This is a genomic window from Massilia sp. 9I (assembly GCF_902506415.1).
Classification (GTDB): Bacteria; Pseudomonadota; Gammaproteobacteria; order Burkholderiales; family Burkholderiaceae_D; genus Telluria.
This window is the reverse complement of record NZ_LR733275.1, coordinates 5,471,609-5,497,226: the sequence shown is the minus strand read 5'-3', so window position 1 is coordinate 5,497,226 and position 25,618 is coordinate 5,471,609. Positions and strand designations below refer to the sequence as shown.

Sequence of the window (25,618 nt, the reverse complement as noted above, 5' to 3'; positions counted from 1 at the left end):
CCCATGCAAAAGATCAGATGTGCATTGATCGGACCTGGCAACATCGGTACCGACCTGCTGTACAAGCTCCAGCGCAGTCCCTATCTCGAGCCGGTGTGGATGGTAGGGATCGATCCGCAGTCCGAAGGGCTGCGCCGCGCAGCCGAGATGGGCATCAAGACCACCGCCGACGGCGTCGATGGACTGCTTCCCCACGTCCTGGCCGACAACATCCAGATTGCCTTCGACGCGACCAGCGCCTACGTCCATGCCGAGAACTCACGCAAGCTCAACGAACTCGGCGTCTTGATGATCGACCTGACCCCGGCCGCGATCGGTCCGTACTGCGTCCCGCCGGTCAACTTGCTGGAAAACCTCGGCAAGGGCGTGATGAACGTGAACATGGTGACTTGCGGCGGACAGGCGACGATTCCGCTGGTAGCGGCGGTATCGCGCGTGCAGCCGGTTGCCTACGGCGAAATCGTGGCCACCGTGTCGTCGCGCTCGGCGGGACCTGGCACGCGCAAGAACATCGATGAGTTCACCCGCACCACCGCAGGCGCAGTCGAGCGGGTAGGGGGCGCGCGCAAGGGCAAGGCAATCATCATCATCAACCCGGCAGAGCCGGCACTGATCATGCGTGACACCGTCCACTGCCTGACCGACGATGAGCCTGACCGCGATGCGATCACCGCGTCGGTGCACGCCATGATCAGGGAAGTCCAGAAATACGTGCCGGGCTACAAGCTGGTCAACGGGCCGGTATTCGACGGCAAGCGTGTTTCGATCTTCATGGAAGTCGAGGGCCTCGGCGACTACTTGCCGAAGTACGCCGGCAACCTCGACATCATGACCGCGGCGGGCGCACGCACCGCCGAGATGTTTGCCGAAAAGATGATCAGTGGCGAGTTGAAGCTGCAAGCGGCAGCGCGCGCAAAGGAGCCCGCATGAGCACGAGCAAGACCATCACCTTGCATGACATGACCCTGCGCGACGGCATGCATCCGAAACGCCACCTGATGACGCTCGACCAGATGACCAGCATCGCCCAGGGCCTGGACGCGGCCGGGGTGCCGCTGATCGAGGTCACCCATGGGGATGGACTGGGCGGATCGTCGGTCAATTACGGCTTTCCCGCACATTCGGACGAGGAATACCTCGGCGCCGTGATCCCGCTGATGAAGCAGGCCAAGGTATCGGCGCTGCTCCTGCCGGGCATCGGCACAGTCGACCATCTGCACATGGCGCGCGAACTGGGCGTCAACACCATCCGCGTGGCGACCCACAGCACCGAAGCGGATGTCGCCGAGCAGCATATCAGCCGCGCCCGCAAGCTCGGCATGGACACGGTCGGCTTCCTAATGATGGCGCACATGGCCAGCCCCGAGAAAGTCCTCGAACAGGCCCGGCTGATGGAAAGCTACGGCGCGAACTGCATCTACTGCACCGATTCGGCCGGCTACATGCTGCCCGAGGACGTGAAGGCGCGCATTGGCCTGCTGCGCGATCGGCTGAAGCCGGAAACCGAACTCGGCTTCCACGGCCACCACAACCTCGCCATGGGCGTCGCCAATTCGGTCGTCGCGGTCGAGTACGGCGCGAACCGCATCGATGCCGCCGCCGCCGGGCTCGGCGCCGGTGCAGGGAATACGCCGATGGAAGTGTTCGTCGCAGTTTGCGCGCGCATGGGGATCGAGACCGGAGTCGACCTGTTCAAGATCCAGGACGTGGCCGACGACCTGGTGGTGCCGATGATGGACCACGCGATCCGGATCGACCGTGACTCGCTCACGCTCGGCTATGCCGGTGTGTACTCCTCCTTCCTGCTGTTCGCCAAACGGGCGGAGGCAAAGTACAAGGTACCGGCGCGCGAGCTCCTGATCGAACTGGGACGGCGCGGGATGGTGGGCGGGCAGGAAGACATGATCGAAGACACCGCCCTGACCATGGCGCGCGAACGCGGCCTGGCCGTCTAGGAAGGCGCCCGCATGCCGCACAGCCACTGCCGCGCGATCGACGTCCATACCCACGTCGTGCCCGAGAATTTTCCCGCCTACCCGGGCGTGGATGCGGCGGCGCCCTGGCCGTCGATGGCGCCGGCACACGCCTGCCACCGCAGCGTCATGATCGCCGGCAGCGTGTTCCGTACGGTGCCGCAGCAGTCATGGGACGCGCCTTCGCGCAGCATCGACATGGACAGCCTCGGTATCGGGCGCCAGGTGCTCTCGCCCATGCCCGAGCTGCTGTCCTACTGGCTGGCGCCGCGCGATGGCGCGGCGCTGGCGCGCCACCTGAACCAGGACATCGCGCGCATGGTGGCGCAGCAGCCGGAGCGTTTCTTCGGCCTGGGCGCGGTGCCGCTGCAGGACGTCGGGCTGGCGATCGCGGAGCTGGATCATGCGCTGCACACGCTTGGCCTGGCCGGCGTGGAGATCGGCACCAACGTCAACGGCGTGCCGATCGGCGCACCGCAGCTCGAACCGTTCTTCGCCGCCGCCGAGGCCTGGGATGCGGCGATCTTCGTCCATCCCTTGCGGCCGTGCGGCATGGACCGCCTTGTCGGCCCGCCAGCGCTCGAACAGGTCCTGGCATTTCCCTGCGAGACAGGGCTGGCCGCGGCCTCGTTGATCACCGGGGGTACGCTCGCGCGACATCCGCGCCTGCGCATTGCGCTCAGCCATGGCGGCGGAAGCTTCGCCGCGCTGGCGGCGCGCCTCCAGCATGCGTGGTCCATCTTCCCCGCCTTGCGCGACACGATGGGGCCGCCGATGGAAAGCGCCAGGTCGTTCTACTACGACAGCCTGGTATATGACCGCAGGCTGCTGGAAAACCAGCTTGCCCTGTTTGGGCCGACCCAGACCATGATCGGATCGGACTATCCGTTCGTCATCCGCGACATGGATCCGGCCGGCCGCATCGCTGAACTCGGCCTCGACGCCGAGACGACGGCCCTGCTGACCCATGAAAACGCCATGCGCTGGCTTGGCCCGCGCGTGACCGATCGGCAGTTTTGACTGGAGCATTATCGTGAAACAGCAATTTCAAATCCGCCTGGCCGGAAGCGACGATGTTTTTGATTGCGACGGCGAGGATACCCTGCTGCGCGCCGGGCTGCGCCAGGGGCTCGGCATTGCCTATGAGTGCAATGTCGGCGCCTGCGGCTCCTGCAAGTTCGACCTGGTCGAGGGTGAGGTCGAGGATCTGTTTCCAGAAGCCACCGGCCTGCGCCAGAAAGAGCGCGAGCGCGGCAAACGGCTGGCCTGCCAATGCATCCCGCGTGGCAACTGCACGATCAAGATACGCACGGGTGCGGAGTACGTGCCGGCGACGCCGCCGCGGAAGCGCCGCGCCACGCTCGCCAGCAAGACCGCCCTGACCGGGGACATCTCGCTGTTCGAGTTCGCCGCGGATGGTCCCGCCGCCTTTCTCCCCGGGCAGTATGCGCTGATCGGTGTGCCCGGCAAGGGCCAGCTGCGGGCCTACTCGCTGTCGAACCTGCCAAATCCCGAGGGGCGCTGGCAGTTCGGCATCCGCCGCGTACCGGGCGGAACCGTAAGCAATGCGCTGTTCGATGCCGTCCAGGCGGGCGACGAAGTCGTGCTCGACGGCCCATACGGCATCGCTTACCTGCGCGAGAAAAGCAAGCGTCCGGTCGCCTGCATCGGCGGCGGCTCCGGCCTGGCGCCGCTGCTGTCGATCGTGCGCGGCGCCGCGCTGGCCGGCACCGCGGCGCGGCCAATCATCCTGTATGGCGGACGCGGGCCGGGCGATATCCCCGACGTCGCAGCCATGCTGGCGGACGAAGACGTTCCGGTCGACTTCCATCCGGTCGTGTCGATGCCGGACCTGGCCGGCGCTGCCTGGTCGGGGGACGTGGGTTTCGTTCACGAATTCATCCCCAGGAAATTGACTCAGCCACTGGACGTCTACGAATATTACCTGGCTGGGCCACCGCCGATGATCGAAGCCGCAGTACGGCTCTTGATGATCGAGGCGAAGGTCCCTGCAACACAAATACACTTTGATCGCTTCTTCTAAGGCGACAGCTTCCGTTTTTTTGGAGACATTTATGGCACTGCACAAGGTATGCAAGGTGGGAGACGTTCCCGAAGGCGGATGCTTCCGCGCGGAGGTCGATGGAATGCCGGCGCTGGCCGTCTTTCATGTCGACCAGGGCTATTTCGTCATGAACGATACCTGTTCGCACGGCGAGGCATCATTGTCGGAAGGCGAGATCGAGGATGGGCAGGTGGAATGCCCCTGGCATAACGCGCGCTTCTGCATCAAGACCGGCGAAGCGCTGACCTTTCCCGCCGTCGAGCCGCAAAAGGTGTACCGTATCAAGCTGGTCGACGACGACATCATGGTCGAGGAATAGTGACGACATGGAGACCTCAATGAGCGCTTACGGGGCATTCACCGCCGCACGCGACCTGCTGCAGCGGCATCGTACCGACTACGACACCGCCATGCGCGAATACCGCGCGCCGGCCATGGAAAAATTCAACTGGGCCCTCGACTACTTCGACGTCGAGGCGCGCGGCAACGATACGCCGGCGTTACGGGTAGTGGCGGCCGATCGCAGCGAGCAGGTATTGAGCTACGCCGAGATTTCGGCGAGCTCGAACCAGGCGGCCAATTACCTGCGCGACCTGGGAGTGAAGCGCGGCGACCCTGTCCTCCTGATGCTGCCCAACCGCGTCGAACTGTGGGAGCTGATGCTCGCCGCGGTGAAGCTGGGGGCGGTCATCGTGCCGACCACGATGCTGGTGTGCGGGGATGACCTCGCCGATCGCCTCGACCGGGGTGCGATCCGGCATGTCATCGTCCAGGCCAGCGAAACGCCGAAATTCACGGAAATGCATGGTAACTACACCCGGATCAGCGTCGGCGGCGAGGTGGATGGGTGGCACTCCTTCGATAGCGGCCGGCTGGCATTACCAATGGATTTTTTGCCGGAAGGCGTGACACTGGCAACCGATCCGCTGCTGCTGTACTTCACCTCCGGCACCACTTCCAAGCCCAAGCTGGTGTTGCACAGTCACCAGAGCTATCCAGTGGGCCACCTGTCGACGATGTACTGGATTGGCTTGCAAAAGGGCGACCTGCACTGGAACATCAGCTCGCCCGGCTGGGCAAAGCATGCATGGAGCTGCCTGTTCGCTCCGTGGAACGCAGGGGCGACGGTCTTCGTCTACAACTACGAGCGCTTCAACGCGCGTGACGTCCTGGATGTGATCTGCAGCTCGGGAGTGACTTCCCTGTGCGCCCCTCCCACGGTGTGGCGCATGATGATTCAGGAAGACCTGACCCGGTTCAAGGTACCCTTGCGCGAGCTGGTCGGGGCCGGTGAACCGCTCAATCCCGAAGTGATCGACCAGGTCGAGCGTGCTTGGGGAATCCGGATTCGCGACGGCTTCGGGCAGTCCGAAACGACTGCGCAGATCGGCAATACCCCTGGCCAGCCAATCAAGCCGGGTTCGATGGGGCGGCCACTGCCGGGCTATGAGGTCGTCCTGCTGGATGCCGACGAGCTGCCTGCCGCCGAAGGGGAGATTTCGCTGGTCCTCAAACCTATGCCGGTTGGACTGATGCTCGGCTATCAGGGGGAGCCGGAGAAGACGGCGCAAGCGTTGCGTCAAGGGCATTATCATACCGGCGACACGGCATGGCGTGACGCGGACGGATATTACTTTTACGTCGGGCGGAACGATGATGTCTTCAAGTCGTCGGACTATCGCATCAGCCCGTTCGAACTCGAAAGTGTATTGGTGGAGCATGACGACGTGCTCGAGGCGGCGATCGTGCCGAGTCCGGATGCGCTGCGTTTGTCGGTTCCTAAAGCCTTCGTTACATTGCGCCAGGGAGCCCTGCCGGGGCCGGAGCTTGCGGCGTCGATTTTTGCCTTTACCCGCTCGCGGCTCTCTCCCTACAAGCGGATCAGGCGGATCGAGTTCACTGAGCTCCCCAAAACAATTTCTGGGAAGATCCGGCGTGTCGAACTACGAAACCAGGAAGCGGCTGCAAGATGCGCGAACCGTAGGCCCAATGAGTTCTGGGAAGAAGATTTTTTAGGTGGGTGAGCTGCAGTACCGGCGCCTTTATAGAATAGGCGCTTTCGAGTGAGACAGCCGCGGTCGGGCAAAAATATGTTTGGGGTATGGCTGAGGGTAGGCGCGCGATCTGATCAGACGGGTAACTGTGTACGTGCGGGTTTTCGTCGTTAATAGTAGTTCCACCGTCTCCGCCAAGTTGAAAAATAAGGAAGCCACCCTCGGGTGGCTTTTTTATTTGCAATTTGGCGGAGACGAGGAAAGCGCCTGCGCGCTTTCCGGGTGTCGCCAAGGCGGCAGATTCGATGGGTTGCGCGTACTCGCGCAACCGCGGCCCGCGAAACGTGGGCGAATCCCTGTTTGCACAGAAGTTAAGTTATCGAAGCCACCGCAAGGTGGCTTTTTTCTTTTGTAACCCAGGCCGGCCAGCTTCGTTGACAGGGAGCTGCCCGGTACATGCAGAGACGGTTTTCAGGTCATCGAGTGGAGCCCGATCATGTTGCCCTCGATGTCGTTGACCAAGGCGATGTAACCGTATTGGCCAATCGAGAATTTGTCCTTGAAGATCCTCCCGCCCGCTGCAGCTGCCCGCGCAGCAGCGGCAGCGCAGTCGTCGCAAATGAAATAGACGAGCACGCTATTCCCGCCTGGTTTGAAACCTTCCATCCTGACCAGCGCGCCCGGGGCGCCGTATGCATTTTGCTGCGCAGGGAAGGCGCACATTTCCTCTAACGGCCCGTCAGCTTCGGCCGGCGACAGCATCTTGGCAAGCTCAAGCCCCAGCACATCTTCATAGAACCGGCGTGCACGGTTCATGTCTTCGACGTAAATCTCAAACCAGCCCACCACATTGTTTGTCATCGCATTTCCTTCCGAAAGAAATTGAGGGAGACTCTCTGGATGCACTGCTGACGACTGTGGAGATGCCTTGTTCGTTTCGGATGCCCGCTGCTCAGGCAGGGCCGGCACGTTCAAGTCCATCTCCCCTGACGCTTGTTGCTCTACGATCCGCACCGCGACTGCCCGCCCATCGACGACGGGCCGTGGATGACGAAAGAGCAACATAGTACTCCTATTTAAATCGGTGATAAATGTCGACCTTCTTCATGCAACGTCGCCTGCCTTTTTTCTTCAGTTGCCACGGATAGGCAGAGAAAGATCGGTTGAGATAGCAGACCGGGATATCGATGCCCGCGTGCCGGCGGCCAAAGCGAGCGTCGGGCAGGACAAGTGTCATGTTGACGCAATATCAGTTGCCCCGAGCTTTGATGGGACTGTATTATTCAGAGGACCACGTCCCCGACCGTTCAAGGTTCGAGCACGTACCGCCCTGGGACTGCGCCCAGGGCGGTGTTGGCCGGGCGGGCGGGAAGCCGGGCTGGTTCATGGCCGGTCCTTCAATGCGCCATCAGCACCGGTAGCGGGGCGCGCTCGAGCAGCACGCGGGTGACGCCGCCCAGCACGATCTCGCGGTAGCGGCTGTGGCCGAAGGCGCCCGTGACCAAGAGGCTGGCGCCGGCGCCCTTCGCCATGCCTATCAGGGCGTCGCCGACGCTGGCCTGGGAGCGTTCGCTCAGCACCTCGACCCGCACGCCGTGGCGCGCCAGGTAGAGCACGATGTCGGCGCCCGGCTCCTCGCCATGCAGGCCGGATTCGAGGTCGGGATTGACCAGCGCCAGGCGCACGTTGCGCGCGCGCGTGAGCAGCGGCATGGCGCCGGCAATCGCGCGGATGGCCTGGCCGCTGCCGTCCCAGCCGACCACGATGTTGTCCGCCAGCGGCGCGCCGTCATAGGAGGGCGGCACCACCAGCACCGGGCGCACGCCGTGCATGGCCAGGTATTGCGGCAGGCCGCGCACGGTGGCGGCGTCGCCTGCGTCCTGGCCGGTGACCACCAGGTCGGCGTAGCGCGAATGCAGCAGCAGGGCGTCGCGGTTCTCGTCCTCGACCAGGCGCTCTTCCAGCGACGCCACGCCCAGCTGGCGCGCGCGCTCGGCGAAGCGCCCCAGGGAAGCGCGGGCCGCCTCGCGCAGCGAGTCGAATTCATCGGCGGGGCTGACCGCCATCGAGCCGGTCAGCATGGCATAGGCGGGCCAGGACATGCCGGTCGCGGCGCAGCCCACCAGGTGCGCCTCGTGGGCGTTGGCCAGCCCTGCAGCGGCGCGCAGCCTGGCCTCGGTCAGCGGGCTCTCGTCGACATGGACAATGATGGTCTTGTACATGGCAGCTCCTCCTTGACGGTCCTCAAGCCGGGCCGCGCCGAAAGGCGGGCGTCCGGCAGCGATGACTCTACGCCGAGTGAAGGGCTGCGTCAGACGTGCGGATGATGCAGATCAATAATCCTGCAAATTTCCAGTCCTAATCGGGGCGATGGCGGATGGCGTCGATGACCAGGGCCAGTGCGCGCGAGTGACGGCGGCTGGGGTAGAAGGCATGCAGGCCGGCGAAGCGCGGGCACCAGTCTTCCATCACGCTGACAAGGCGTCCGGCGGCGATGTGCTCGGCCACCAGCTCGTCGGGCACGAAGGCCAAGCCGGCGCCGCTCACGGCCGCCGCCACCTGGTGCGCCGCTTCGTTGAAGATCAGCTGGCCGCGCGGGCGCGCCTCCAGGGCTTCGCCCGCGTGCTCCAGTTCCCAGGCGTAGATGCCGCCGCTACTCGACAGGCGCAGCCCGATGCAGTTGTGCTTCACCAGGTCCTGCAGCGAGGCCGGCTTCGGACGCCATTCGAAATAGGCGGGCGCACCGACGATGCGCATCTGGACGTCGGCCGTGAGGCGCACGGCGATCATGTCCTTGTCGACCTGGTCGCCGTGGCGCACGCCGATGTCGAAGCGCTCGGCCGCGATGTCGACGATGCGGTAGTCGGCGCTGAATTCCACGTGCAGGTCCGGGTATTGCGGCAGCAGCGGCGCGATGCGCGGCCACAGGATACGCTCGATGACGTGGTCGATGGCGGTGATGCGCACGGTGCCGACCGGCTTGTCGCCCAGGTCGCTGATGTCGGCGATCTCGGCCTCGATCTCTTCCAGCTTGGGCGCCACGTTCTGGATCAGGCGCTCGCCCGCCTCGGTGGGCGAGACGCTGCGCGTGGTGCGGGTCAGCAGGCGCACGCCGAGGCGCTGTTCTAGCGAACGCACGATGTGGCTGAGCGCCGACTGGGTCATGCCGAGGCGGGCGGCGGCGCGCGTGAAGCTGCGCTCCCGCGCGACGGCGAGGAAAACCAGGATGTCGTTGATGTTGTCGCGGGCCATGCGGCAGGGCTTTCGTGGAAGATTATGCAAATTCTCGCACGAATAAGGCCGCTAATTCATGACGCCCATTCATAAGCCCATGCAATTTCCAGCCCGTTTTTGGGTGCGATCCGCCGCTACCATGCAGCCTTTGTTATTGGATTGGAAGGAAGCAGCATGACTGTCAACGCCTATGGCGCCCACGCGGGCGACCAGCCACTCGGACCGCTCGCCATTACCCGCCGCGCCCCCGGCGCGCACGACGTCCAGATCGACATCGCCTTCTGCGGCGTGTGCCACTCCGACCTGCACCAGGTGCGCGGCGAATGGGCCGGTACCATTTACCCCTGCGTGCCGGGTCACGAGATCGTCGGCCGTGTCGCCGCGGTGGGCGCCCATGTCACGCGCCACAAAGTGGGCGACCTGGTCGGCGTCGGCTGCATGGTCGACAGCTGCCGGCACTGCGCCGACTGCGAGGCCGGCCTGGAAAACTACTGCGACGGCATGGTCGGCACCTACAACGGGCCTACTGCGGACGCACCCGGCCATACCCTGGGCGGCTACTCCCAGCAGATCGTGGTGCACGAACGCTTCGTGCTGCGCGTACACCACGACGAAGCCCAGCTGGCGGCGGTGGCGCCGCTGCTGTGCGCCGGCATCACGACCTGGTCGCCGCTGCGCCACTGGCAGGCTGGCCCCGGCAAGCGGGTCGGCATCGTCGGCATCGGTGGCCTCGGACACATGGGCATCAAGCTGGCGCGCGCCCTCGGCGCCCACGTGGTGGCCTTCACCACCTCGGAGTCGAAGCGGCGCGATGCCGAAGCTCTCGGCGCCCACGAGGTGGTGGTCTCGCGCGACCCGGCGGCGATGGCCGCGCAGGCGCACAGCCTGGACCTGATCGTCAACACGGTGGCCGCGCCGCACGACCTCGACGCCTACCTCACGCTGCTCAAGCGCGACGGCACCATGGTGCTGGTGGGCGCGCCATCCTCGCCGCATCCGTCGCCGCAGGTGTTCAACCTGATCATGAAGCGCCGTGCGCTGGCCGGTTCGATGATCGGCGGGATCCCGGAAACCCAGGAGATGCTGGACTTCTGCGCCGAACACGGCATCGTCGCCGACATCGAGATGATTCGGGCCGATGAGATCAACGCCGCCTACGAGCGCATGCTGGCGGGCGACGTGAAATACCGCTTCGTGATCGATAGTGCGACGCTGGGAGGCTGAACGGATGGGTAACATGCATCTCGACCTGCCTCTGGAAGAGGCGCGGAGCGCGCACAAGCCGGCGGCCTGGGGCGCGGTGTGCGCGCTGTCGCTGGGCGCTTTTGCGCTGATCGCATCGGAATTCATGCCGGTCAGCCTGCTCACGCCGATCGCGGCCGATCTCGGCATCAGCGAAGGGCAGGCCGGGCAGGCCATCGCGATCTCCGGTGCATTCGCGCTGGTCACCAGCCTGCTGTTCCCGACGCTGGCCGGCCGCATCGACCGCAAGCGCCTGCTGCTCGGGCTGACGCTCTTGATGATCGCTTCCGGCACCCTGGTCGCGCTGGCGCCGAACTATGGCGTATTCATGGCCGGACGCGCGCTGATCGGCGTGGCGATCGGCGGCTTCTGGTCGATGTCGGCCGCGATCGCGATGCGCCTGGTGCCGCCGCATCAGGTGGCGCGCGCGCTGGCCATCCTCAATGGCGGCAACGCGCTGGCCACAGTGGTGGCGGCGCCCGCCGGCAGCTACCTCGGCGCGCTGGTCGGCTGGCGCGGCGCCTTCTTCTGCGTGGTGCCGGTGGCGGCGCTGGCGCTGGTGTGGAAGTTCGCCAGCCTGCCTGCGCTGCCGGCGCAGCACGGGGGAGCATCCGCAAACCTGTTCCGGCTGGCGCGGCGTCCCGCCGTCGCACTCGGACTGGCGGCGGTAAGCGTGTTCTTCATGGGGCAGTTCGCACTGTTCACCTACCTGCGGCCCTTCCTGGAGCGCGTGACGCAGGTCGACGTGTCGACCCTGTCCTTCGTGTTGCTGCTGGTCGGCGTCGCCGGCTTCGTCGGCACCAGCGTCATCGGCGGCTTCCTCAAGCAGGGCCTGTACCGCGTGCTGGTCGGCATACCGCTCTTGATGGCCGGGATTGCCGGCGGCTTGATCGCATTCGGCGCTTCGCTGCCGGTCACTGCCGTCCTGCTGGCCGCGTGGGGCCTGGTCGCCACTGCGGCGCCGGTGGGCTGGTGGATGTGGCTGTCGACCACGCTGCCCCATGAGGCCGAAGCTGGCGGCGGCCTGATGGTGGCAGTGATCCAGCTCGCGATCATGCTCGGCGCCACCGTCGGCGGCTTCCTGTTCGACCTGAGCGGCTATCGCGCGACCTTCGGCGCCAGCGCGGGGCTCCTGGTGCTGGCTGCCCTGCTGGCCGTGGGGGCGGCGCGGCTATCTCACTTATCCATCCACAAGGAGAGCACATGAAACGACTTTGCATCGCCATCCTCGGCCTGAGCCTCGGCGCTTCCAGCCTTGCGCAGGACATGGTCATCACCCGCGCCGGCAGCCAGGCCTCAAGCAAGGGACCGGCCCAGAACTTCACCGGCAGCGTGCGCATCGATCCGCTGTTCGCGCCAAGCGGGCCGTCGCCCACCTCGGGCGCCTACGTGACTTTCGAGCCGGGTGCGCGCTCGGCCTGGCACACCCACCCGGCGGGCCAGGTGCTGGTCGTGACGGCCGGCGTCGGCCGCATCCAGCAATGGGGCGGCAAGCTTGAGACCATCCGCGCGGGCGACGTGATCTGGACGCCGCCAGGCGTGAAGCACTGGCACGGCGCCCAGCCCAGCAGCGCGCTGACCCACATCGCGATCCAGAACACGGTCGAGGGCAAGAACGTGGTGTGGCTGGAGAAGGTCAGCAACGAGCAGTACGGGAAGTAGCCCGGCGCGCCGCAATGGGCATCCGTGGCAGACTGCGATCTTTGCCGCAGATGGACATCGCATGAACGAGCACATCCAACCCGTCCCACTGGACAAGGCTTACCGCCTGCTCAGCCACGGCCCGACCGTCCTGGTCTCGGCGCGCCACGACGGCGTCGAGAACGTGATGGCCGCGGCCTGGGCCTGCGCCCTCGATTTCGCGCCGCCCAAGCTCACCGTGGTCCTCGACAAGTCGACCCGCACCCGCGCCCTGGTCGAGGGCAGCGGCAGCTTCGTGATCCAGCTGCCGACCGTGAAGCAGCTGCGCCTGACGCATGAAGTCGGCAACCGCAGCCTGAACGCCGAGCCCGATAAACTCGAGCGCGCCGGCGTCACCCTGATGCGCATGGGAGGCGTCGATGCGCCCCTGGTTGAAGGCTGCTCGGCTTATCTCGCCTGCCGGCTGGTGCCGGAGCCGCACAACCAGCAGGCCTACGACCTGTTCATCGGCGAGGTCACCAGTGCCTGGGCCGACGATCGCGTGTTCCGCGACGGTCACTGGCATTTCGAAAGCGCTGACCCTGGCCTGCGCAGCATCCACCACATCGCCGGCGGCCACTTCTATGCGATCGGCGAGCCGATGCGCGCGGCCGACTAGCGCGCTTGCGCCGGGGCGGGCGCGCGCCGCGCCGCCCTCATGACCGCCACGTATTCCGTCACCCAGTAGGCCAGGGCCAGGGCCGGCAGCGCCAGACCGGTGAGCAGCGCCGCCTGCCAGCCGTACGTCGCATACACCCAGCCGCCCAGCGCCGAGCCGAACGCGCCGCCGGCGAAGAACAGCGCGAAATACAGGCCGTTGAGGCGGCTGCGCACTTCCGCGCCCAGGCTGAAGATGGCGCGCTGGCCCAGCACCAGGTTGGCCGCCACCGCCATGTCGAGCACGATCGAAGCGAAGGCCAGCAAGCCGAGGTCGGCCAGGCGCGAGGGCGGTGCGAGCAGGGCCAGTGCGAAGCCGGCGATCCCCAGCAGCAGGGCGATCGCGGTCGCGACCAGGGTGTGGCCGCGGTCGGCCAGGTGGCCGGCCACCGGGGAGGCCACCGCGCCGGCCATGCCGACCAGGGCGAAGATCGCGATGCCGGTCTGCGACAGGCCGAAGCGCGGGCTGCTCAGCGCCAGCGGGGCCACGGTCCAGAACAGGCTGAAGGCGCCGAACAGGGCCGCATGGTAGGCGGCGCGGCGACGCAGGACCGGGGTGCTGCGCAGCAGGGTCCAGAGCGAGGCCATCAGCGGGCCATAGGCCAGCTGCGGCGAGGGCATCCGCTGCGGCAGGCGCCGGCGCAGAACCAGCGCCAGCAGCGCCATCAGGACCGCGGCGCCACCGAACACAGCGTGCCAGCTGCTGTGGTCCGCCACCAGGGAGGCCGCCGGCCGCGCCAGCATGATCCCTAGCAGCAGGCCGCTGACCACCTTGCCGACCGTGCGGCCGCGGGTGCGCTCGATCGACAGGTGGGCCGCGAAGGGCACCAGCACCTGGGCCGCCACCGAACCGAGCCCGATCGCGAGCGCCGCCGCCAGGAAGGCCCAGGCGCTGGTGCTGAGCGCCGCGGCCAGCAGGGCGACGGAAGTGAAGGCGAGGCCGCCGACCACCAGGCGCCGGTTCTCGACCAGGTCGCCCAGCGGCACCACGAACAGCAGGCCCAGGGTATACCCGACCTGGGTCAGGGTGACCACCAGCCCGGCGGCGCCGGGGGACAGGCCGGTGGCGCTGCTGATCGGGCCCACCAGGGTCTGGGCATAGTAGAGGTTGGCGACGATCAGGCCGCAGGCCAGGGCCAGCAGCAGGACCATGCCGGGGGCGATGTCCTCGTGGTTGGGGGATGGGTCGTGCATGGTGTGCTCCTGCGTGGAAAAGAATGGAGCCATTCTAGAGAAGATGGACTGGAAGATAATTAGCCGACAAACCGCCCACACTTGTCAGCTTTTATGAACAATCGCGCGACTACTGCAGGGCGCGCGTGTCCGCCCCGGTGGCCGCCGCCGCCGCGGTCCGGATCTCGGTCGCCTGGTGCAGCGCCATGCGCCAGCCTTCCGGCTGGCGGGTCCAGATGCGCACGTAGCGGCCCCGCACCGGCTGGCCGCCTCCCAGGTCCTGGCGCTCGGCGCGGTAGGTGCCGGTCACCAGCGCGACGCTGCCCTCGCCGAGCAGCTCGATGTCCATGTCCTCGAGCTCGTACTTGCGGATGCGGTAGTCGTCGCGCGCCAGCGACTGCAGGAACTCGGTCTTGCTGCGCAGCCTGCCATTGGTTTCAACGTGGCGGTAGTTACCGCCGATGAGGCGCCGCAGCTGTTCGATGTCGCGCGCATTGAGTGCCTGCGCCCGCTGGCGCTCGGCCTCGCGCACGCTGCTAACGGTGGCGCCGCGTGCGGGAGCATCCCCGGCGTGGGCGGAAGCGGGCTGCCAGAGCAGGCCGGCGAGGCAAAGCGTGACGAGCGGAAGAGGGCGCATGGCTGGGCTCGGAGTCGGGTTGATTCGATTATAGTAATCCTGCTTAGGAGCAAATGTCACACATTCTCGCGAACGCGACACATTGTTGGTACACATGACATGGTAATTGTGTGTCTGAAAGTCAATATCTGGTACAGTTCCGGGAAGACGGCAGCCAGGCCGTCACCTGACCTTGACGGATGCGTATGCCAGCAGCTCCCTTGCCCCCAGACGAACTAGACCGGCTGTCGATGCTCGACGCCCTGCACCTGCTCGACACTCCGCCCGAGCCGGTATTCGACCGTGTGACCCGGCTCGCCAGCCGCCTGCTGGACGTGCCGATGGCGCTGTTCTCGCTGGTCGACGCCGACCGCCAGTGGTTCAAGTCGCGCGTTGGCCTCGAGGTGGACGAGACGCCGCGCGAAGACGCCTTCTGCGCCCATGCGATCGGCATGAGCGCGCCGCTGGTGGTCAATGACGCGCAGCAGGATGCGCGCTTCAGCGACAATCCGCTGGTTAACGGACCGCCCAACATCCGTTTCTACGCCGGCGTGCCGATCCGCACGACGGCAGGCCTGGCGATCGGCACCCTGTGCGCGCTCGATACGAAGCCGCGCACCTTCAGCGAAGAAGAAGTGCAGGTGCTGGGCGACCTGGCCGCGATCCTGACCAAGGAGGTGCAGTACCGCGAGCGCATGGTGCTGGCGCGCGACCAGCTGGCGCATTCGAGCGAAGTGCTGGGCGCCAGCGAGGCGCGCTTTCGTACCATCTTCGACATCGCCAGCGTCGGCATCGCGCTGGTGGCGCCGGACGGCGGCTGGATCAGCGTCAACAAGGCCTTGTGCGACATCGTCGGCTACAGCGAGGAAGAGCTGTGGCGCCTGACCTTCCAGCAGATCACCCACCCGGACGACGTGTCGGCCGACGTCGCGCAGCTCGCAGCGATGGGGCGGGGCGAGCTCGATCAGTACCAGCTGGAAAAGCGCTACATCCGCAAGGACGGCAGTGCGGTCTGGATCAACCTGAATGTCTCACCCAAGCGCAACGACGCTGGGGTGGTCGAATATTACGTTTCGGTGATCAAGGACATCCAGGCCGAGAAAGCGGCGCAGCAGCAGGTCGCGGCGCTGAACGCCGACCTGGAACGCCGGGTGCAGGCGCGCACGGCCGAACTGCAGGACGCCAATGTGCAGTTGACCGCGGCGATGAAGCGCCAGCACGCCATCGAAGGCGAGCTGCGGGCGCGCGAGGCGGAGATCCGCAGCGTGGTGGAAAACGCCAACGACGCCTACATCAGCCTGGACGAAGAGGGTACGGTCACGGCCTGGAATCGCCAGGCCGAGGACACTTTCGGCTGGCCGCGCAACGAGGCGCTGGGCCGCAAGCTGGAGGAGCTGATCATTCCGGAAGCGCACCGCGACGGCCACCGCGACGGCATGCAGCGCTTCCTGGCGACCCGTATCGCCAGTGCCGTCGACCAGCGCCTGGAGTTGCCGGCGCTGCGGCGCGACGGCAGCAGCCTGACGGTGGAAGTGCGCATCCGCGCGCTCGAGATCAACGGACGCACCATGTTCAGCGCCTTCCTGCACGACATCAGCGCGCGCAAGGAGGAACAGGAGAAGCGCGAATACGAGACCAGGCACGACCAGCTCACAGGCCTGCTGAACCGCCGTGCGCTGCTGGAATCGATCCCGATCGCCCAGGCGCGCGCGCGCCGCAGCGGCAAGACGCTCGGTATGCTGTTCATCGACCTGGACGGCTTCAAGGCCGTCAACGATTCGCAAGGGCACGAAGCGGGCGACATCCTGCTCGGCGTGATCGCCGAACGCCTGCGCGCGGCGGTGCGCAAGACCGACAGCGTATACCGGCTTGCGGGCGACGAGTTCACCGTGCTGCTGGAAGACATGGCCGATACCTTCGACGATGCCCACACCGTGGCCGAGAAGCTGATTTCCAGCATCTCGGAACCGGTGGAACTGCCGGGCCGCGCGGTGCGCGTGCGCGCCAGCATCGGCATCGCCCTCGACACCGGCGGCGCCGAGCGCAGCTCGGACGAGCTGCTGAAGGAAGCCGACCACTTCATGTACCAGGCCAAGAAGGCCGGGCGCGGGCGGGTCTGCTCGGCGCGCCGTCCTTATTGAAGTGCGCGCCTGGCGCAGCTTGAGTTCCTCTCATTCCAGGCGTTCGCCGCCGGACTGGTAGGCGGCACTGGCCAGGTTGCCGTAGTTGCGCAGCTTGAGATTCAGCCTGGCGACAAAGACCGCCGCGCCGGCGGCGTAGCGGACGTCGCCGATCCGGACCTTTTTCGGCCTGCGACTGCTTGTCGTTCTTGTCGTCATCGTCCTCTTTCCACCACAGCCGGCCAGGCTTTCCTTGCAAGGACAATGCGCGCTCCCTCGTCGTGTCGGGAGTTCGATGGGCAGCCCATCCATTCGTTCGGCCATGGCACGCATTCCACCGATGAGCTCAATCGGGACGCGAAATATGTGCACAAACACGCTTGACCTTCCCATCGTGGGAAGGAATATCCTGTAGATATGGATAAAGGAAGCAACATGGACACGAGTACAGATTCCGGCAGCAGCACGGTGCTGCGCATCGAGGGCATGACCTGCGCCTCCTGCGTGGCGCGGGTCGAGAAGGCGCTGCAGAAGGTTCCCGGCGTTCGCGCCGCGACGGTCAACCTCGCCACCGAAAAGGCCAGCGTGCACGGCGGCGCGGACCTCGCCGCGCTGGTTGCGGCGGTGCGCGACGCCGGCTACGAAGCGGCCGAAGCGAGCCATGCGCCCGTCCCTCAGGAACCGGGCAGGGCGCTGCCGTCCTGGTGGCCGGTCGCCGCCGCGCTGCTGAGCATCCCGCTGGTGGCGCCCATGCTGGCCCAGGTTGTCGGCGTCGACTGGATGCTGCCGGGCTGGCTGCAACTGGCGCTGGCGACCCCGGTGCAGTTCTGGCTCGGGGCGCGCTTCTACCGGGCCGGCTGGAAAGCCCTGCGCGCCGGCAGCGGCAACATGGACCTGCTGGTCGCGATCGGCACCAGCGCCGCCTATGGCCTCTCGCTCTACCTGCTGCTGGCGCACCCGGGCGGCGCGCACGGCGCCCCGCACCTGTACTTTGAATCCGCCGCCGTCGTGATCACGCTGGTCCTGCTCGGCAAATGGCTGGAGAGCCGCGCCAAGCGCCAGGCGCTGGCGGCGATCGGGGCGCTCGAGGCATTGCGCAGCAACGACGCCCTGGTGCGGCGCGCCGGCGGCGACCTGCGCATCCCACTCGCCGAACTGCGCGTGGGCGACCTGATGGTGGTGCGACCGGGCGAGCGCGTGCCCGCCGACGGCCTGGTGGAAGAGGGTCGCAGCCACCTCGATGAATCCCTGCTCACTGGCGAGAGCCTGCCGGTGGCCAAGGGACCGAGCCAGCAGGTGGCCGGCGGCGCCGTCAACGCCGACGGCCTGCTGCTGGTGCGCGCCACCGCGGTCGGCGCGCAGACCATGCTGTCGCAGATCATCCGGATGGTCGAGGATGCGCAGGCGGTCAAGGCGCCGATCCAGCGCCTGGTGGACCGGGTCAGCGCGGTGTTCGTGCCGGCGGTGCTGCTGGTCTCGCTCGTCACACTGCTGGGCTGGGGCCTGGCGACCGGCGACTGGCAGGCGGCCCTGCTCAATGCGGTGGCGGTGCAGGTGATTGCCTGTCCCTGCGCGCTGGGCCTGGCGACGCCCGCCTCGATCATGGTCGGCACCGGCGCCGCCGCGCGCCACGGCATCCTGATCAAGGACGCCGAAGCGCTGGAGCGCGCCCATGCACTCGACGTGGTGGTGTTCGACAAGACCGGTACCCTCACCGAAGGCAAGCCGCAGTTGGTCGCACTTGAAGGAATTGATCCGCCCCGGCTGTTGCAGCTGGCCGCCAGCGTGCAGCAGGCCAGCACCCACCCCTTGGCGCAGGCGGTGCTCGACGCCGCCCGCGAACGCGGCCTGGCCCTGATGCCGGCGGCCGATGCACGGGCGCTTCCGGGACGCGGCATGCAGGCCGAGGTGGACGGGACCACGGTATGGCTCGGCAACGCGCGCCTGATGCAGGAACAGGGCGCGCCGCTGGGCGAGCTCGCGGCGCGCGCCGCCGCGCATGAAGAACAGGGACGCACCGTATCCTGGCTGGCGCTGCAGGGTCCCGGAGGCATCGAAGTGGCCGGCCTGCTTGCTTTCGGCGACACGCTGAAACCCGGCGCCGCCGCGGCGGTGGCGCGTTTGCAGGGCATGGGCATCGCCTCGGTGATGCTGACCGGCGACAGCGAAGGGGCGGCGCGCGCCGTGGCGGCGCAAACGGGCATCACGCGCTTCCACGCCGGCGTGCTGCCGGGCGACAAGGCGCGCGTCGTGGGGGACCTGATTGCCGCCGGCAGCCGGGTGGCGATGGTCGGCGACGGCATCAACGACGCCCCGGCCCTGGCCGCGGCCGACGTCGGCATCGCCATGGCCAGCGGCACCGACGTCGCCATGCAGACTGCCGGCATCACCCTGATGCGGGGCGACCCCGGCCTGGTGGCGGACGCAGTGACGATCTCGCAGCGGACGTACGCCAAGATCCGCCAGAACCTCGGCTGGGCTTTTGTGTACAACGTGGTCGGCATCCCGCTGGCGGCATTCGGTTTCCTCAATCCCGTGCTGGCCGGCGCCGCGATGGCGCTCAGTTCCGTGAGCGTGGTGGCGAACGCACTGCTGCTGCGCGGCTGGCGGCCACAGGAATCACCCAAACTCGCATCATCGACCAACGGGGCCAGCGCGCCCATTCAACAAGGAGCATTGCATATGTATGAACTGACTGTGGAAGACATGAGCTGCGGCCACTGCGTCGGCCGCGTGACCAAGGCGGTACAGGGTATCGACGGGGATGCCAAGGTCAGCATCGACCTGCCGACCAAGCGCGTGCGCATCGACAGCGATGCCGATCTCAACGAAATCGCGGCGGCGATCGATGCCGCCGGCTATCCGGTCAGCGCACGCGCCTGAGCCGTCCGCACGCTGTCAAAACGACAAATAAACTTCAGATGAGCTATATTTTTATGTAAGGTAGATAATTGCCGGGCGGACGGCCCGATCGACGCAGCATTCCACGGGGATGACCCATGCGACAAGGTGTTCTGACAGAACCGGCAGACCTGGCGAAACACCCGCCTTCCGGGACGCAATTGCGCAGCGTTCTGGTCGTCCTCGCGGTGCTGGCGGTGCTGTTCGCGCTGCTGGCCCCGTTTGCCCGCACCCCCTTGCCGGTGGCGCCGGAATTCGTGCCGATGTACCAGTCGATCCTCATCGGCAGCAACCTGCTCACCGCTATCCTCCTGCTTGGCCACCTGCACACCAGCCGCTCCTGGTCGCTCGGCATCCTCACGCTCGGCTATCTGTTCACGGCCCTGATCGCGCTGGCCCACATGCTGACCTTCCCGGGCCTGTTCTCCGCCCACGGCGTGCTGGGCGGGAACAGCCAGACCACGCCCTGGCTGTTCATGCTCTGGCATGCACTGTTCCCGCTGTTCGTGATCGGCTACGCGCGCAGCTACCGGCGCCCCTTGCCGCCCCACTTCCTGCGTGTCGGCAGCTTGCTGACGGGGCTGTTCGTCGCGCTGCTGGTCCTGCTCTGCACCAGCGGTGCGCCCTACCTGCCCCCGCTGACGGACGGGCATCGCTTCCTGCCCGCCTACCGCTGGATCAGCGCCCTGGTGCTGGCACTGGCCCTGGCCGCCCTGTGGCGCACCGCCCGTAAACGCCCGCGCGCGGTACTGGACGTCTGGCTGACCATCGCGATGTCGGCCTGGGTCTGCGAGGTCATGCTGTCCTCCCTGCTCAATGGCGGGCGCTACGACCTCGGCTTCTATGCCGGGCGGATGTATGGCCTGGCGGCCTCGCTGTTCGTGCTGGGCGCGGTCGCCATCGACAACATCGCCCTGCATGAGCGCCTGCGCCTGACCTTCGAAGAGATGCTCGAGACGCGCTCGCGCGCGCAGTGGCAAAGCCTGCTCGGATCGGTGCTGCGCCAGCTGCCCGACGGCGTCCTGATCGTCGACCGCGAGGGCCGCTGCGTGATGGCCAACGACCAGGCCGAGCAGATGGCGGCGCGCTTCGAGCATGCCGGCTGCGCCGGCCCAGGCCGGATGGAGGGAACGGCGGCGATGCTCTCCCTGATCGGCGAGCCGGTGCGGCGCGTGATCCGCGGCGAACCGTTTCGCGACGCCGTGCTGGAGAGCCTGACGCGCGATGGCCGCCGCGTGTATGCGGTGAGCGGAGCGCCGCTGCGCGACGGCGCAGCCGAGCTGGCGGCGGCCGTGATCGTCCTCGACGACATCACCGAACGCACCGAAGCGAATGCCGCGCTGGCGCGGGCGCTCGACCAGACCCGCTACCTGATCGAGAACACACCGCTGGCCGTGATCGAATGGGACCGCGACTTCGTGATCCGCCTGTGGAACAAGCGCGCCGAGGAGCTGTTCGGCTGGAGCGCGAGGGAAGCGGTGGGACGGCGCATCGATGCGCTGCCGATGATCCACGAAGAGGATGCCGACAGGGTGACCGGCGCCATCGGGCGCCTGCTCGATTCCGCCACGCGCTACGTCAAGTCGAGCAACCGCAACCGCACGCACGACGGCCGCACCCTCAGCTGCGAGTGGTACAACTCGGTGCTGCACGACGAGGACGGGCGCATCGACCGGGTGTTTTCGCTGGTGCTGGACGTCAGCGAGCGCGAAGAAGCGATGGAGGCCTTGCGCGAAGCCGACCGCCGCAAGGACGTCTACATCGCCACCCTGGCGCACGAGCTGCGCAACCCTCTCGCGCCGATCGCGAACGCCGCGTCGCTCCTGCGCGGCAAGGCGCTGGCCCAGGACCGGATCGACTGGATCGCCGCCATGGTCGGGCGCCAGACCGCGCAGATGGCGCGCCTGCTGGACGACCTGCTGGACGTGACCCGCATCAGCCGCGGCAAGATCGCGCTGCATCGGGCCCCGGTGGAGCTGGGCCGCCTGCTGCGCGACACCCTGCAGACCAGCATGCCCCTGGTCGAAGCCGGCCGCCACCAGGTGGCGCTCGACCTGTGCGACGAACCGGTCTGGGTCGAGGCCGACGCATTGCGCCTGACCCAGGTGCTGGCCAACCTGATCAACAACGCCGCCAAGTACACGCCCCCTGGCGGGCGCATCGGCATCCTGCTGAAGGAAGAGGACGGCGAAGCGCGGGTGGAGGTGAGCGACAACGGCATCGGCATCGAGCCGGACATGCTGGCGCGCGTGTTCGACGCCTTTGTCCAGGTGTCGAGCGCCAGCCACCTGGCCCAGGGCGGGCTCGGGATCGGCCTGTCGCTGGCCAAGGGACTGGTGGAGCTGCATGGCGGCCGCATCGAGGCCTACAGCGCGGGGCCGGGACGTGGCTCGGCCTTCACCGTGCGGCTGCCGGCGATCCATCCGGCGCCCGCGTCCGACGTGGACGTGCAGGAGGCTGGCGGCGGACCACGCATCCGCCATCGGGTGCTGGTCGCGGACGACAACGTCGACGCGGCGGAATCGCTGGCTTGGCTGCTGCGTTCGGAGGGAGCGACGGTGGAGGTGGCGCACGACGGGGCGGCCGCGCTGCGGCTGTTCAACGCGCGTCCGGCGCAGATCGTGGTGCTGGACCTGGGAATGCCGGAGCTGGATGGGCTGGAGGTGGCGGCCATCCTGTCGCGCCGTACGCCGCGGCCCTTCCTGGTGGCGGTGACGGGGCGCGGTCGGCAGGAGGACCGGGCGGCATCGCTGGCGGTGGGCTTCGACGAGCATCTGACCAAACCGGTGGCGCCGCACCAGCTCATCGAATTGCTCTCGAAGTTGTAGGGTGGGCAGGTTTCCTGCCCACGCGGTGATCGCTAGCGGCTCCGCTTTCGTGCGGGATGATCTCGCTGCAAACTATCACCGCGTGGGCGGAGATCCGCCCACCCTACGGTCAATGCTTATGCGAAGTCGGCTTCTTCGCATTCATCGCCGGCTGCTCCGACGCCGGCGCAGCCGCCGCACTCGGCGCCGCCGGCAGCTCCCCGGTCCACTCCCGCGCCACGGTCCCCGCCGGATGCTTGTACCAGCCCGGATCGGTGTAATCCCCGCGCGCCAGTCCTTCGCGCACCTTCAGCACCGTGAACATCCCGCCCATCTCCATGTTCCCGAACGGTCCTTTGCCGTCCATCATGGGCAAGGTGTTCTGCGGCAGGCGCATGCGCATGTCGCCCATCGAGCCGCCGCGGTCGCCCATCACCATGTAGCCCGGCACCAGGCTGTTGATCTTGCGCGCCACGCCGCGGTGGTCGACCCCGGCCAGGTTCGGCACGTCGTGGCCCATCGCGTTCATTGTGTGGTGCGACTTGTGGCAGTGGAAGGCCCAGTCGCCGGGATTGTCGGCTACGAACTCGATCGCGCGCATCTGGCCCACCGCGACGTCGGTCGTCACTTCCGGCCAGCGCGCGGAGGGCTGCACCCAACCGCCGTCGGTGCCGGCCACCTGGAAGGTGTGGCCGTGCAGGTGGATCGGGTGGTTGGTCATGGTCAGGTTGCCGACCCGGATGCGCACCTTGTCGCCCAGGCGCGCCACCATCGGGTCGATGCCGGGGAATACCCGGCTGTTGAAGGTCCACAGATTGAAGTCGAGCATGGTGTTGGTGCGCGGCGTGTAGCTGCCCGGTTCGATGTCGTAGGACGAGAGCAGGAACACGTAGTCGCGGTCGACCGCGTGCTGCTTCGGGTTCTTCGGGTGCGTCACCCAGAAGCCCATCATCCCCATCGCCATCTGCATCATCTCGTCCGCATGCGGGTGGTACATGAAGGTGCCGGCGTGGCGCGCCACGAATTCGTAGACGAAGGTCTTCCCGGGCGGGATGCCGGGCTGGGTCAAGCCGGTGATGCCATCCATCCCGCAGGGCAGGATCTGGCCGTGCCAGTGGACGCTGGTGTGCTCGGGCAGCTTGTTGGTGACAAAGATGCGCACGCGGTCGCCCTCGACCACCTCGATGGTCGGGCCCGGGCTCTGGCCGTTGTAGCCCCACAGGTTGGCCTGCATGCCGGGGGCGAGTTCGCGCACCACGGGTTCGGCGACCAGGTGGAATTCCTTGACGCCGTCCTTCATGCGCCAGGGCAGGGTCCAGCCGTTGAGGGTGACCACCGGGTTGTAGGGCCGGCCGTTGGGCGGCGCCAGGGGCGCGGCGGTGGCGCTGGAGCTGTGGACCGGGGCTTCGGGCAGTCCGGCGGCGCCGGCCTTGCTGATCAGGGAGGCGCCCAGCATGGTAGCGCCGGCATTGGTGAGGAAGTGTCTGCGGTTGGTCATGGGGTTTCCTTGTTCGGGCGGCCGCCCAGCGCGCCCTCGAGGGCGCAATCGGCCAGCCAGAATTCCTTGAGGGCGTCGATGGTGCTGCTTACGGCCTGCGCCTGTTCGCGCGCGTCGGCCAGCAATTCGAAGGGGCTGGCCAGCATGCCGTTGTAGCGCAGCAGGGTCTCGTCGGCGATCTTCTTGCGTAGCGGGATGACCTCGTCGCGGTAGTGGCGCGCCAGGTCATAGCTGGCGCGGTAGCCCAGGTAGCTCTCGCGCGCTTCGCTGCGGGCATTGACGGCGGCGTCGCGCACCCGGTACACGGCCTGCATGTAGAGCGCTTCGGCGCGGGCGACGCGGGCGCCGCCCCAGTCGAACAGCGGCAGTTCCAGGCCGACTTCGTAGCCATTGGCGCGCGCCGAACCCGTTTCGCTCTTGTTGTGGTAGCCGAGGTCGAGCACGTTCACGAAGCGCGTGCTGCGCGTGAGGCCCAGGTCGCGCGCCAGCTGCTCGGCGGAGACGCGCGCGGCCTGCACGTCCAGGCGCCGTTCCAGGGCGGTCTGTTCGATGCGCGCTAGGTCGCGCGGCGCGGCCGGCAGCTCGGGCAGGCGCTCCGGCAGCGTGTAGCCGGCCTGCGCACCCCAGAGGCCGAGCTGGCGGGTCAGGTGTTCGCGTGCGCCGTCGAGCGCGCGCTGGGCGCGCAGCACCCCGGCGGCGGCTTCGGCATGGAAGGCCTGTTCGCGTGCCAGGTCGAGCTGGCTGGCGTTGCCCGCCTTGGCCATGCGGCCCATCAGTTCGGCCGAGGCGTCGGCCGCCACGTTCACCTGGCGTGCGTAGACCAGGCTTTGCCCGGCGGCGACCGCCTCGATCCAGGCTTTGCGGGTTGCCAGCGCGTGGCCTTCGATGGCGGCTGCCACGCTCAGGCGCGCCGACTCTGCGCGGCGCGCTTCCATGCGCTGGCGCAGCGGCATGGTCAGCAGGCCGGCCAGATCGAAGCCGATCGAGCGCTCGATCTCGACCTCGCCGTGCCCGGACAGGCGCGAGAATCCGAGCGCGGGATTGCGCAGGCGCGCAGCCTGGGCCAGGTCGGCCTGGGCCACGCCGACGTCCCAATAGGTGGCCTGCAGGCCCGGGTGATTCAGGAGAGCGATGCGCACCGCGGCGTCGATCGAGACCGGTTCCTTGAGCAGGGCCTCGACTTCCTGGCTCACGGCCTGGGCATCCGGCCCGGCGAGGCGCGGGGCGACCCCAAGGCGTTGCTGGACCAGGGTCGCGACGGCGTCGGCGCCTTCTTGCGGGCTGGTGCTGGCGCAGCCGGCCAGGACCAGTAGCGGAAGCAGGAGGGCGGCGCGCATCAGTGATGCCCCTCTTTGTCATGCCCGGAATGGTCGTGGGCTGGCGCGGGCTTATCAGGCTTTTCCGCCGGCGCCGGCGCACGTTCGGGCATGGTCAGCATCATCGGCTTGTAGCCGAGGACGGTGCGATTCGCTTCCACCCAGTGGCGGTCGGGCGTGGTGGGTGGCGTCTCGGCCGCCCGGTAGTCCTGTGGCGTGCGATACGCCGTTTCGGGGACGGGCGCCTTGGCGTCATCGGCTTGTGGCGGCGTCGCGCCGGCCACAACGGGGGCAAGTGCCAGCACGGCTGGCAAGATCAAACGGAACATGGGAACCTCGTTC

The 25,618-nt window shown here is 67.3% G+C and carries 22 protein-coding genes; 13 read left to right on the top strand and 9 right to left on the bottom strand.

Annotation, left to right across the window (positions count from 1 at the left end; genetic code table 11):
• Positions 1 to 3: 3 nt before the first annotated feature.
• Genes GV068_RS24685 through GV068_RS24660 form a run of 6 tightly spaced genes read left to right on the top strand, consistent with a single transcriptional unit; the run spans position 4 to position 6,062 of the window.
• On the top strand, positions 4 to 930 hold the full coding sequence (locus GV068_RS24685; protein WP_159704342.1) for an acetaldehyde dehydrogenase (acetylating): 927 nt from the start codon (positions 4 to 6) through the stop codon (positions 928 to 930).
• Positions 927 to 1,955: a 4-hydroxy-2-oxovalerate aldolase gene (dmpG, locus tag GV068_RS24680; protein WP_159704339.1), complete on the top strand. Its 1,029-nt coding sequence runs from the start codon at positions 927 to 929 to the stop codon at positions 1,953 to 1,955. Before GV068_RS24685 ends, dmpG begins: the two co-directional genes overlap by 4 nt.
• 12 nt (positions 1,956 to 1,967) lie before the next feature.
• Entirely contained in the window at positions 1,968 to 2,993 is a 1,026-nt protein-coding gene (locus tag GV068_RS24675) for an amidohydrolase family protein (RefSeq protein WP_159704336.1), read from the top strand.
• 13 nt (positions 2,994 to 3,006) lie between these two features.
• Positions 3,007 to 4,017, top strand: a complete 1,011-nt coding sequence (locus GV068_RS24670) for a 2Fe-2S iron-sulfur cluster-binding protein (protein ID WP_229464491.1) — start codon at positions 3,007 to 3,009, stop codon at positions 4,015 to 4,017.
• Between the two features lie 31 nt (positions 4,018 to 4,048).
• Positions 4,049 to 4,357, top strand: a complete 309-nt coding sequence (locus GV068_RS24665) for a non-heme iron oxygenase ferredoxin subunit (RefSeq protein WP_159704333.1) — start codon at positions 4,049 to 4,051, stop codon at positions 4,355 to 4,357.
• A 19-nt stretch (positions 4,358 to 4,376) separates the two neighbouring features.
• The gene (locus GV068_RS24660) at positions 4,377 to 6,062 is read left to right on the top strand and encodes an AMP-binding protein (protein ID WP_159704330.1); all 1,686 of its coding nucleotides are present in this window, start codon (positions 4,377 to 4,379) and stop codon (positions 6,060 to 6,062) included.
• Positions 6,063 to 6,503: 441 nt separating this feature from the next.
• Here GV068_RS24660 and GV068_RS24655 read toward each other — a convergent pair whose 3' ends face one another.
• The 3 genes from GV068_RS24655 to GV068_RS24645 form a co-directional block, all read right to left on the bottom strand.
• Complete coding sequence (locus tag GV068_RS24655) at positions 6,504 to 6,893, bottom strand: VOC family protein (protein WP_159705528.1); 390 nt, start codon at positions 6,891 to 6,893, stop codon at positions 6,504 to 6,506.
• 536 nt (positions 6,894 to 7,429) lie between these two features.
• Entirely contained in the window at positions 7,430 to 8,254 is an 825-nt protein-coding gene (locus tag GV068_RS24650; protein ID WP_159704327.1) for a universal stress protein, read from the bottom strand.
• Between the two features lie 136 nt (positions 8,255 to 8,390).
• Entirely contained in the window at positions 8,391 to 9,284 is an 894-nt protein-coding gene (locus GV068_RS24645; protein WP_159704324.1) for a LysR family transcriptional regulator, read from the bottom strand.
• A gap of 156 nt (positions 9,285 to 9,440) precedes the next feature.
• Between GV068_RS24645 and GV068_RS24640 the strand changes: the two genes are divergently transcribed.
• From GV068_RS24640 to GV068_RS24625, 4 genes are all read left to right on the top strand, one after another.
• Positions 9,441 to 10,490: an NAD(P)-dependent alcohol dehydrogenase gene (locus GV068_RS24640; protein ID WP_159704321.1), complete on the top strand. Its 1,050-nt coding sequence runs from the start codon at positions 9,441 to 9,443 to the stop codon at positions 10,488 to 10,490.
• Positions 10,491 to 10,503: 13 nt separating this feature from the next.
• Positions 10,504 to 11,715 (top strand): MFS transporter, encoded by a 1,212-nt coding sequence (locus GV068_RS24635; protein WP_159704317.1) that lies wholly within the window; start codon positions 10,504 to 10,506, stop codon positions 11,713 to 11,715.
• Positions 11,712 to 12,170, top strand: a complete 459-nt coding sequence (locus tag GV068_RS24630; protein ID WP_159704314.1) for a cupin domain-containing protein — start codon at positions 11,712 to 11,714, stop codon at positions 12,168 to 12,170. Before GV068_RS24635 ends, GV068_RS24630 begins: the two co-directional genes overlap by 4 nt.
• A gap of 61 nt (positions 12,171 to 12,231) precedes the next feature.
• On the top strand, positions 12,232 to 12,807 hold the full coding sequence (locus GV068_RS24625) for a flavin reductase family protein (protein WP_159704311.1): 576 nt from the start codon (positions 12,232 to 12,234) through the stop codon (positions 12,805 to 12,807).
• On the opposite strand, the gene GV068_RS24620 is transcribed toward GV068_RS24625, so the two are convergent.
• Both GV068_RS24620 and GV068_RS24615 read right to left on the bottom strand, forming a co-directional pair.
• Entirely contained in the window at positions 12,804 to 14,039 is a 1,236-nt protein-coding gene (locus tag GV068_RS24620; RefSeq protein ID WP_159704308.1) for an MFS transporter, read from the bottom strand. The genes GV068_RS24625 and GV068_RS24620 overlap by 4 nt on opposite strands.
• Before the next feature lie 109 nt (positions 14,040 to 14,148).
• On the bottom strand, positions 14,149 to 14,655 hold the full coding sequence (locus tag GV068_RS24615; protein WP_159704305.1) for a nuclear transport factor 2 family protein: 507 nt from the start codon (positions 14,653 to 14,655) through the stop codon (positions 14,149 to 14,151).
• Between the two features lie 200 nt (positions 14,656 to 14,855).
• Between GV068_RS24615 and GV068_RS24610 the strand changes: the two genes are divergently transcribed.
• Positions 14,856 to 16,775 (top strand): PAS domain S-box protein, encoded by a 1,920-nt coding sequence (locus tag GV068_RS24610; RefSeq protein WP_229464488.1) that lies wholly within the window; start codon positions 14,856 to 14,858, stop codon positions 16,773 to 16,775.
• 30 nt (positions 16,776 to 16,805) lie between these two features.
• On the opposite strand, the gene GV068_RS24605 is transcribed toward GV068_RS24610, so the two are convergent.
• Complete coding sequence (locus GV068_RS24605) at positions 16,806 to 16,973, bottom strand: hypothetical protein (protein WP_159704299.1); 168 nt, start codon at positions 16,971 to 16,973, stop codon at positions 16,806 to 16,808.
• 216 nt (positions 16,974 to 17,189) lie between these two features.
• Between GV068_RS24605 and GV068_RS24600 the strand changes: the two genes are divergently transcribed.
• Together GV068_RS24600 and GV068_RS24595 are read left to right on the top strand one after the other, a co-directional pair.
• Positions 17,190 to 19,637, top strand: a complete 2,448-nt coding sequence (locus GV068_RS24600) for a heavy metal translocating P-type ATPase (RefSeq protein WP_159704296.1) — start codon at positions 17,190 to 17,192, stop codon at positions 19,635 to 19,637.
• A gap of 116 nt (positions 19,638 to 19,753) precedes the next feature.
• On the top strand, positions 19,754 to 22,483 hold the full coding sequence (locus GV068_RS24595; RefSeq protein ID WP_159704293.1) for an ATP-binding protein: 2,730 nt from the start codon (positions 19,754 to 19,756) through the stop codon (positions 22,481 to 22,483).
• A gap of 109 nt (positions 22,484 to 22,592) precedes the next feature.
• Here the strand turns inward: GV068_RS24595 and GV068_RS24590 are convergent, their stop codons facing one another.
• From GV068_RS24590 to GV068_RS24580, 3 genes are read right to left on the bottom strand one after another with little or no spacing between them, the layout of a single operon-like run.
• Positions 22,593 to 23,960, bottom strand: a complete 1,368-nt coding sequence (locus GV068_RS24590) for a multicopper oxidase family protein (RefSeq protein ID WP_159704290.1) — start codon at positions 23,958 to 23,960, stop codon at positions 22,593 to 22,595.
• Positions 23,957 to 25,297 carry a TolC family protein gene (locus GV068_RS24585; RefSeq protein ID WP_159704287.1) on the bottom strand — a complete coding sequence of 447 codons (1,341 nt, stop codon included), beginning with the start codon at positions 25,295 to 25,297 and terminating at the stop codon, positions 23,957 to 23,959. Before GV068_RS24585 ends, GV068_RS24590 begins: the two co-directional genes overlap by 4 nt.
• Complete coding sequence (locus GV068_RS24580; RefSeq protein WP_159704284.1) at positions 25,297 to 25,605, bottom strand: hypothetical protein; 309 nt, start codon at positions 25,603 to 25,605, stop codon at positions 25,297 to 25,299. The genes GV068_RS24585 and GV068_RS24580 overlap by 1 nt, the downstream gene beginning before the upstream one ends.
• Positions 25,606 to 25,618 lie beyond the last annotated feature (13 nt).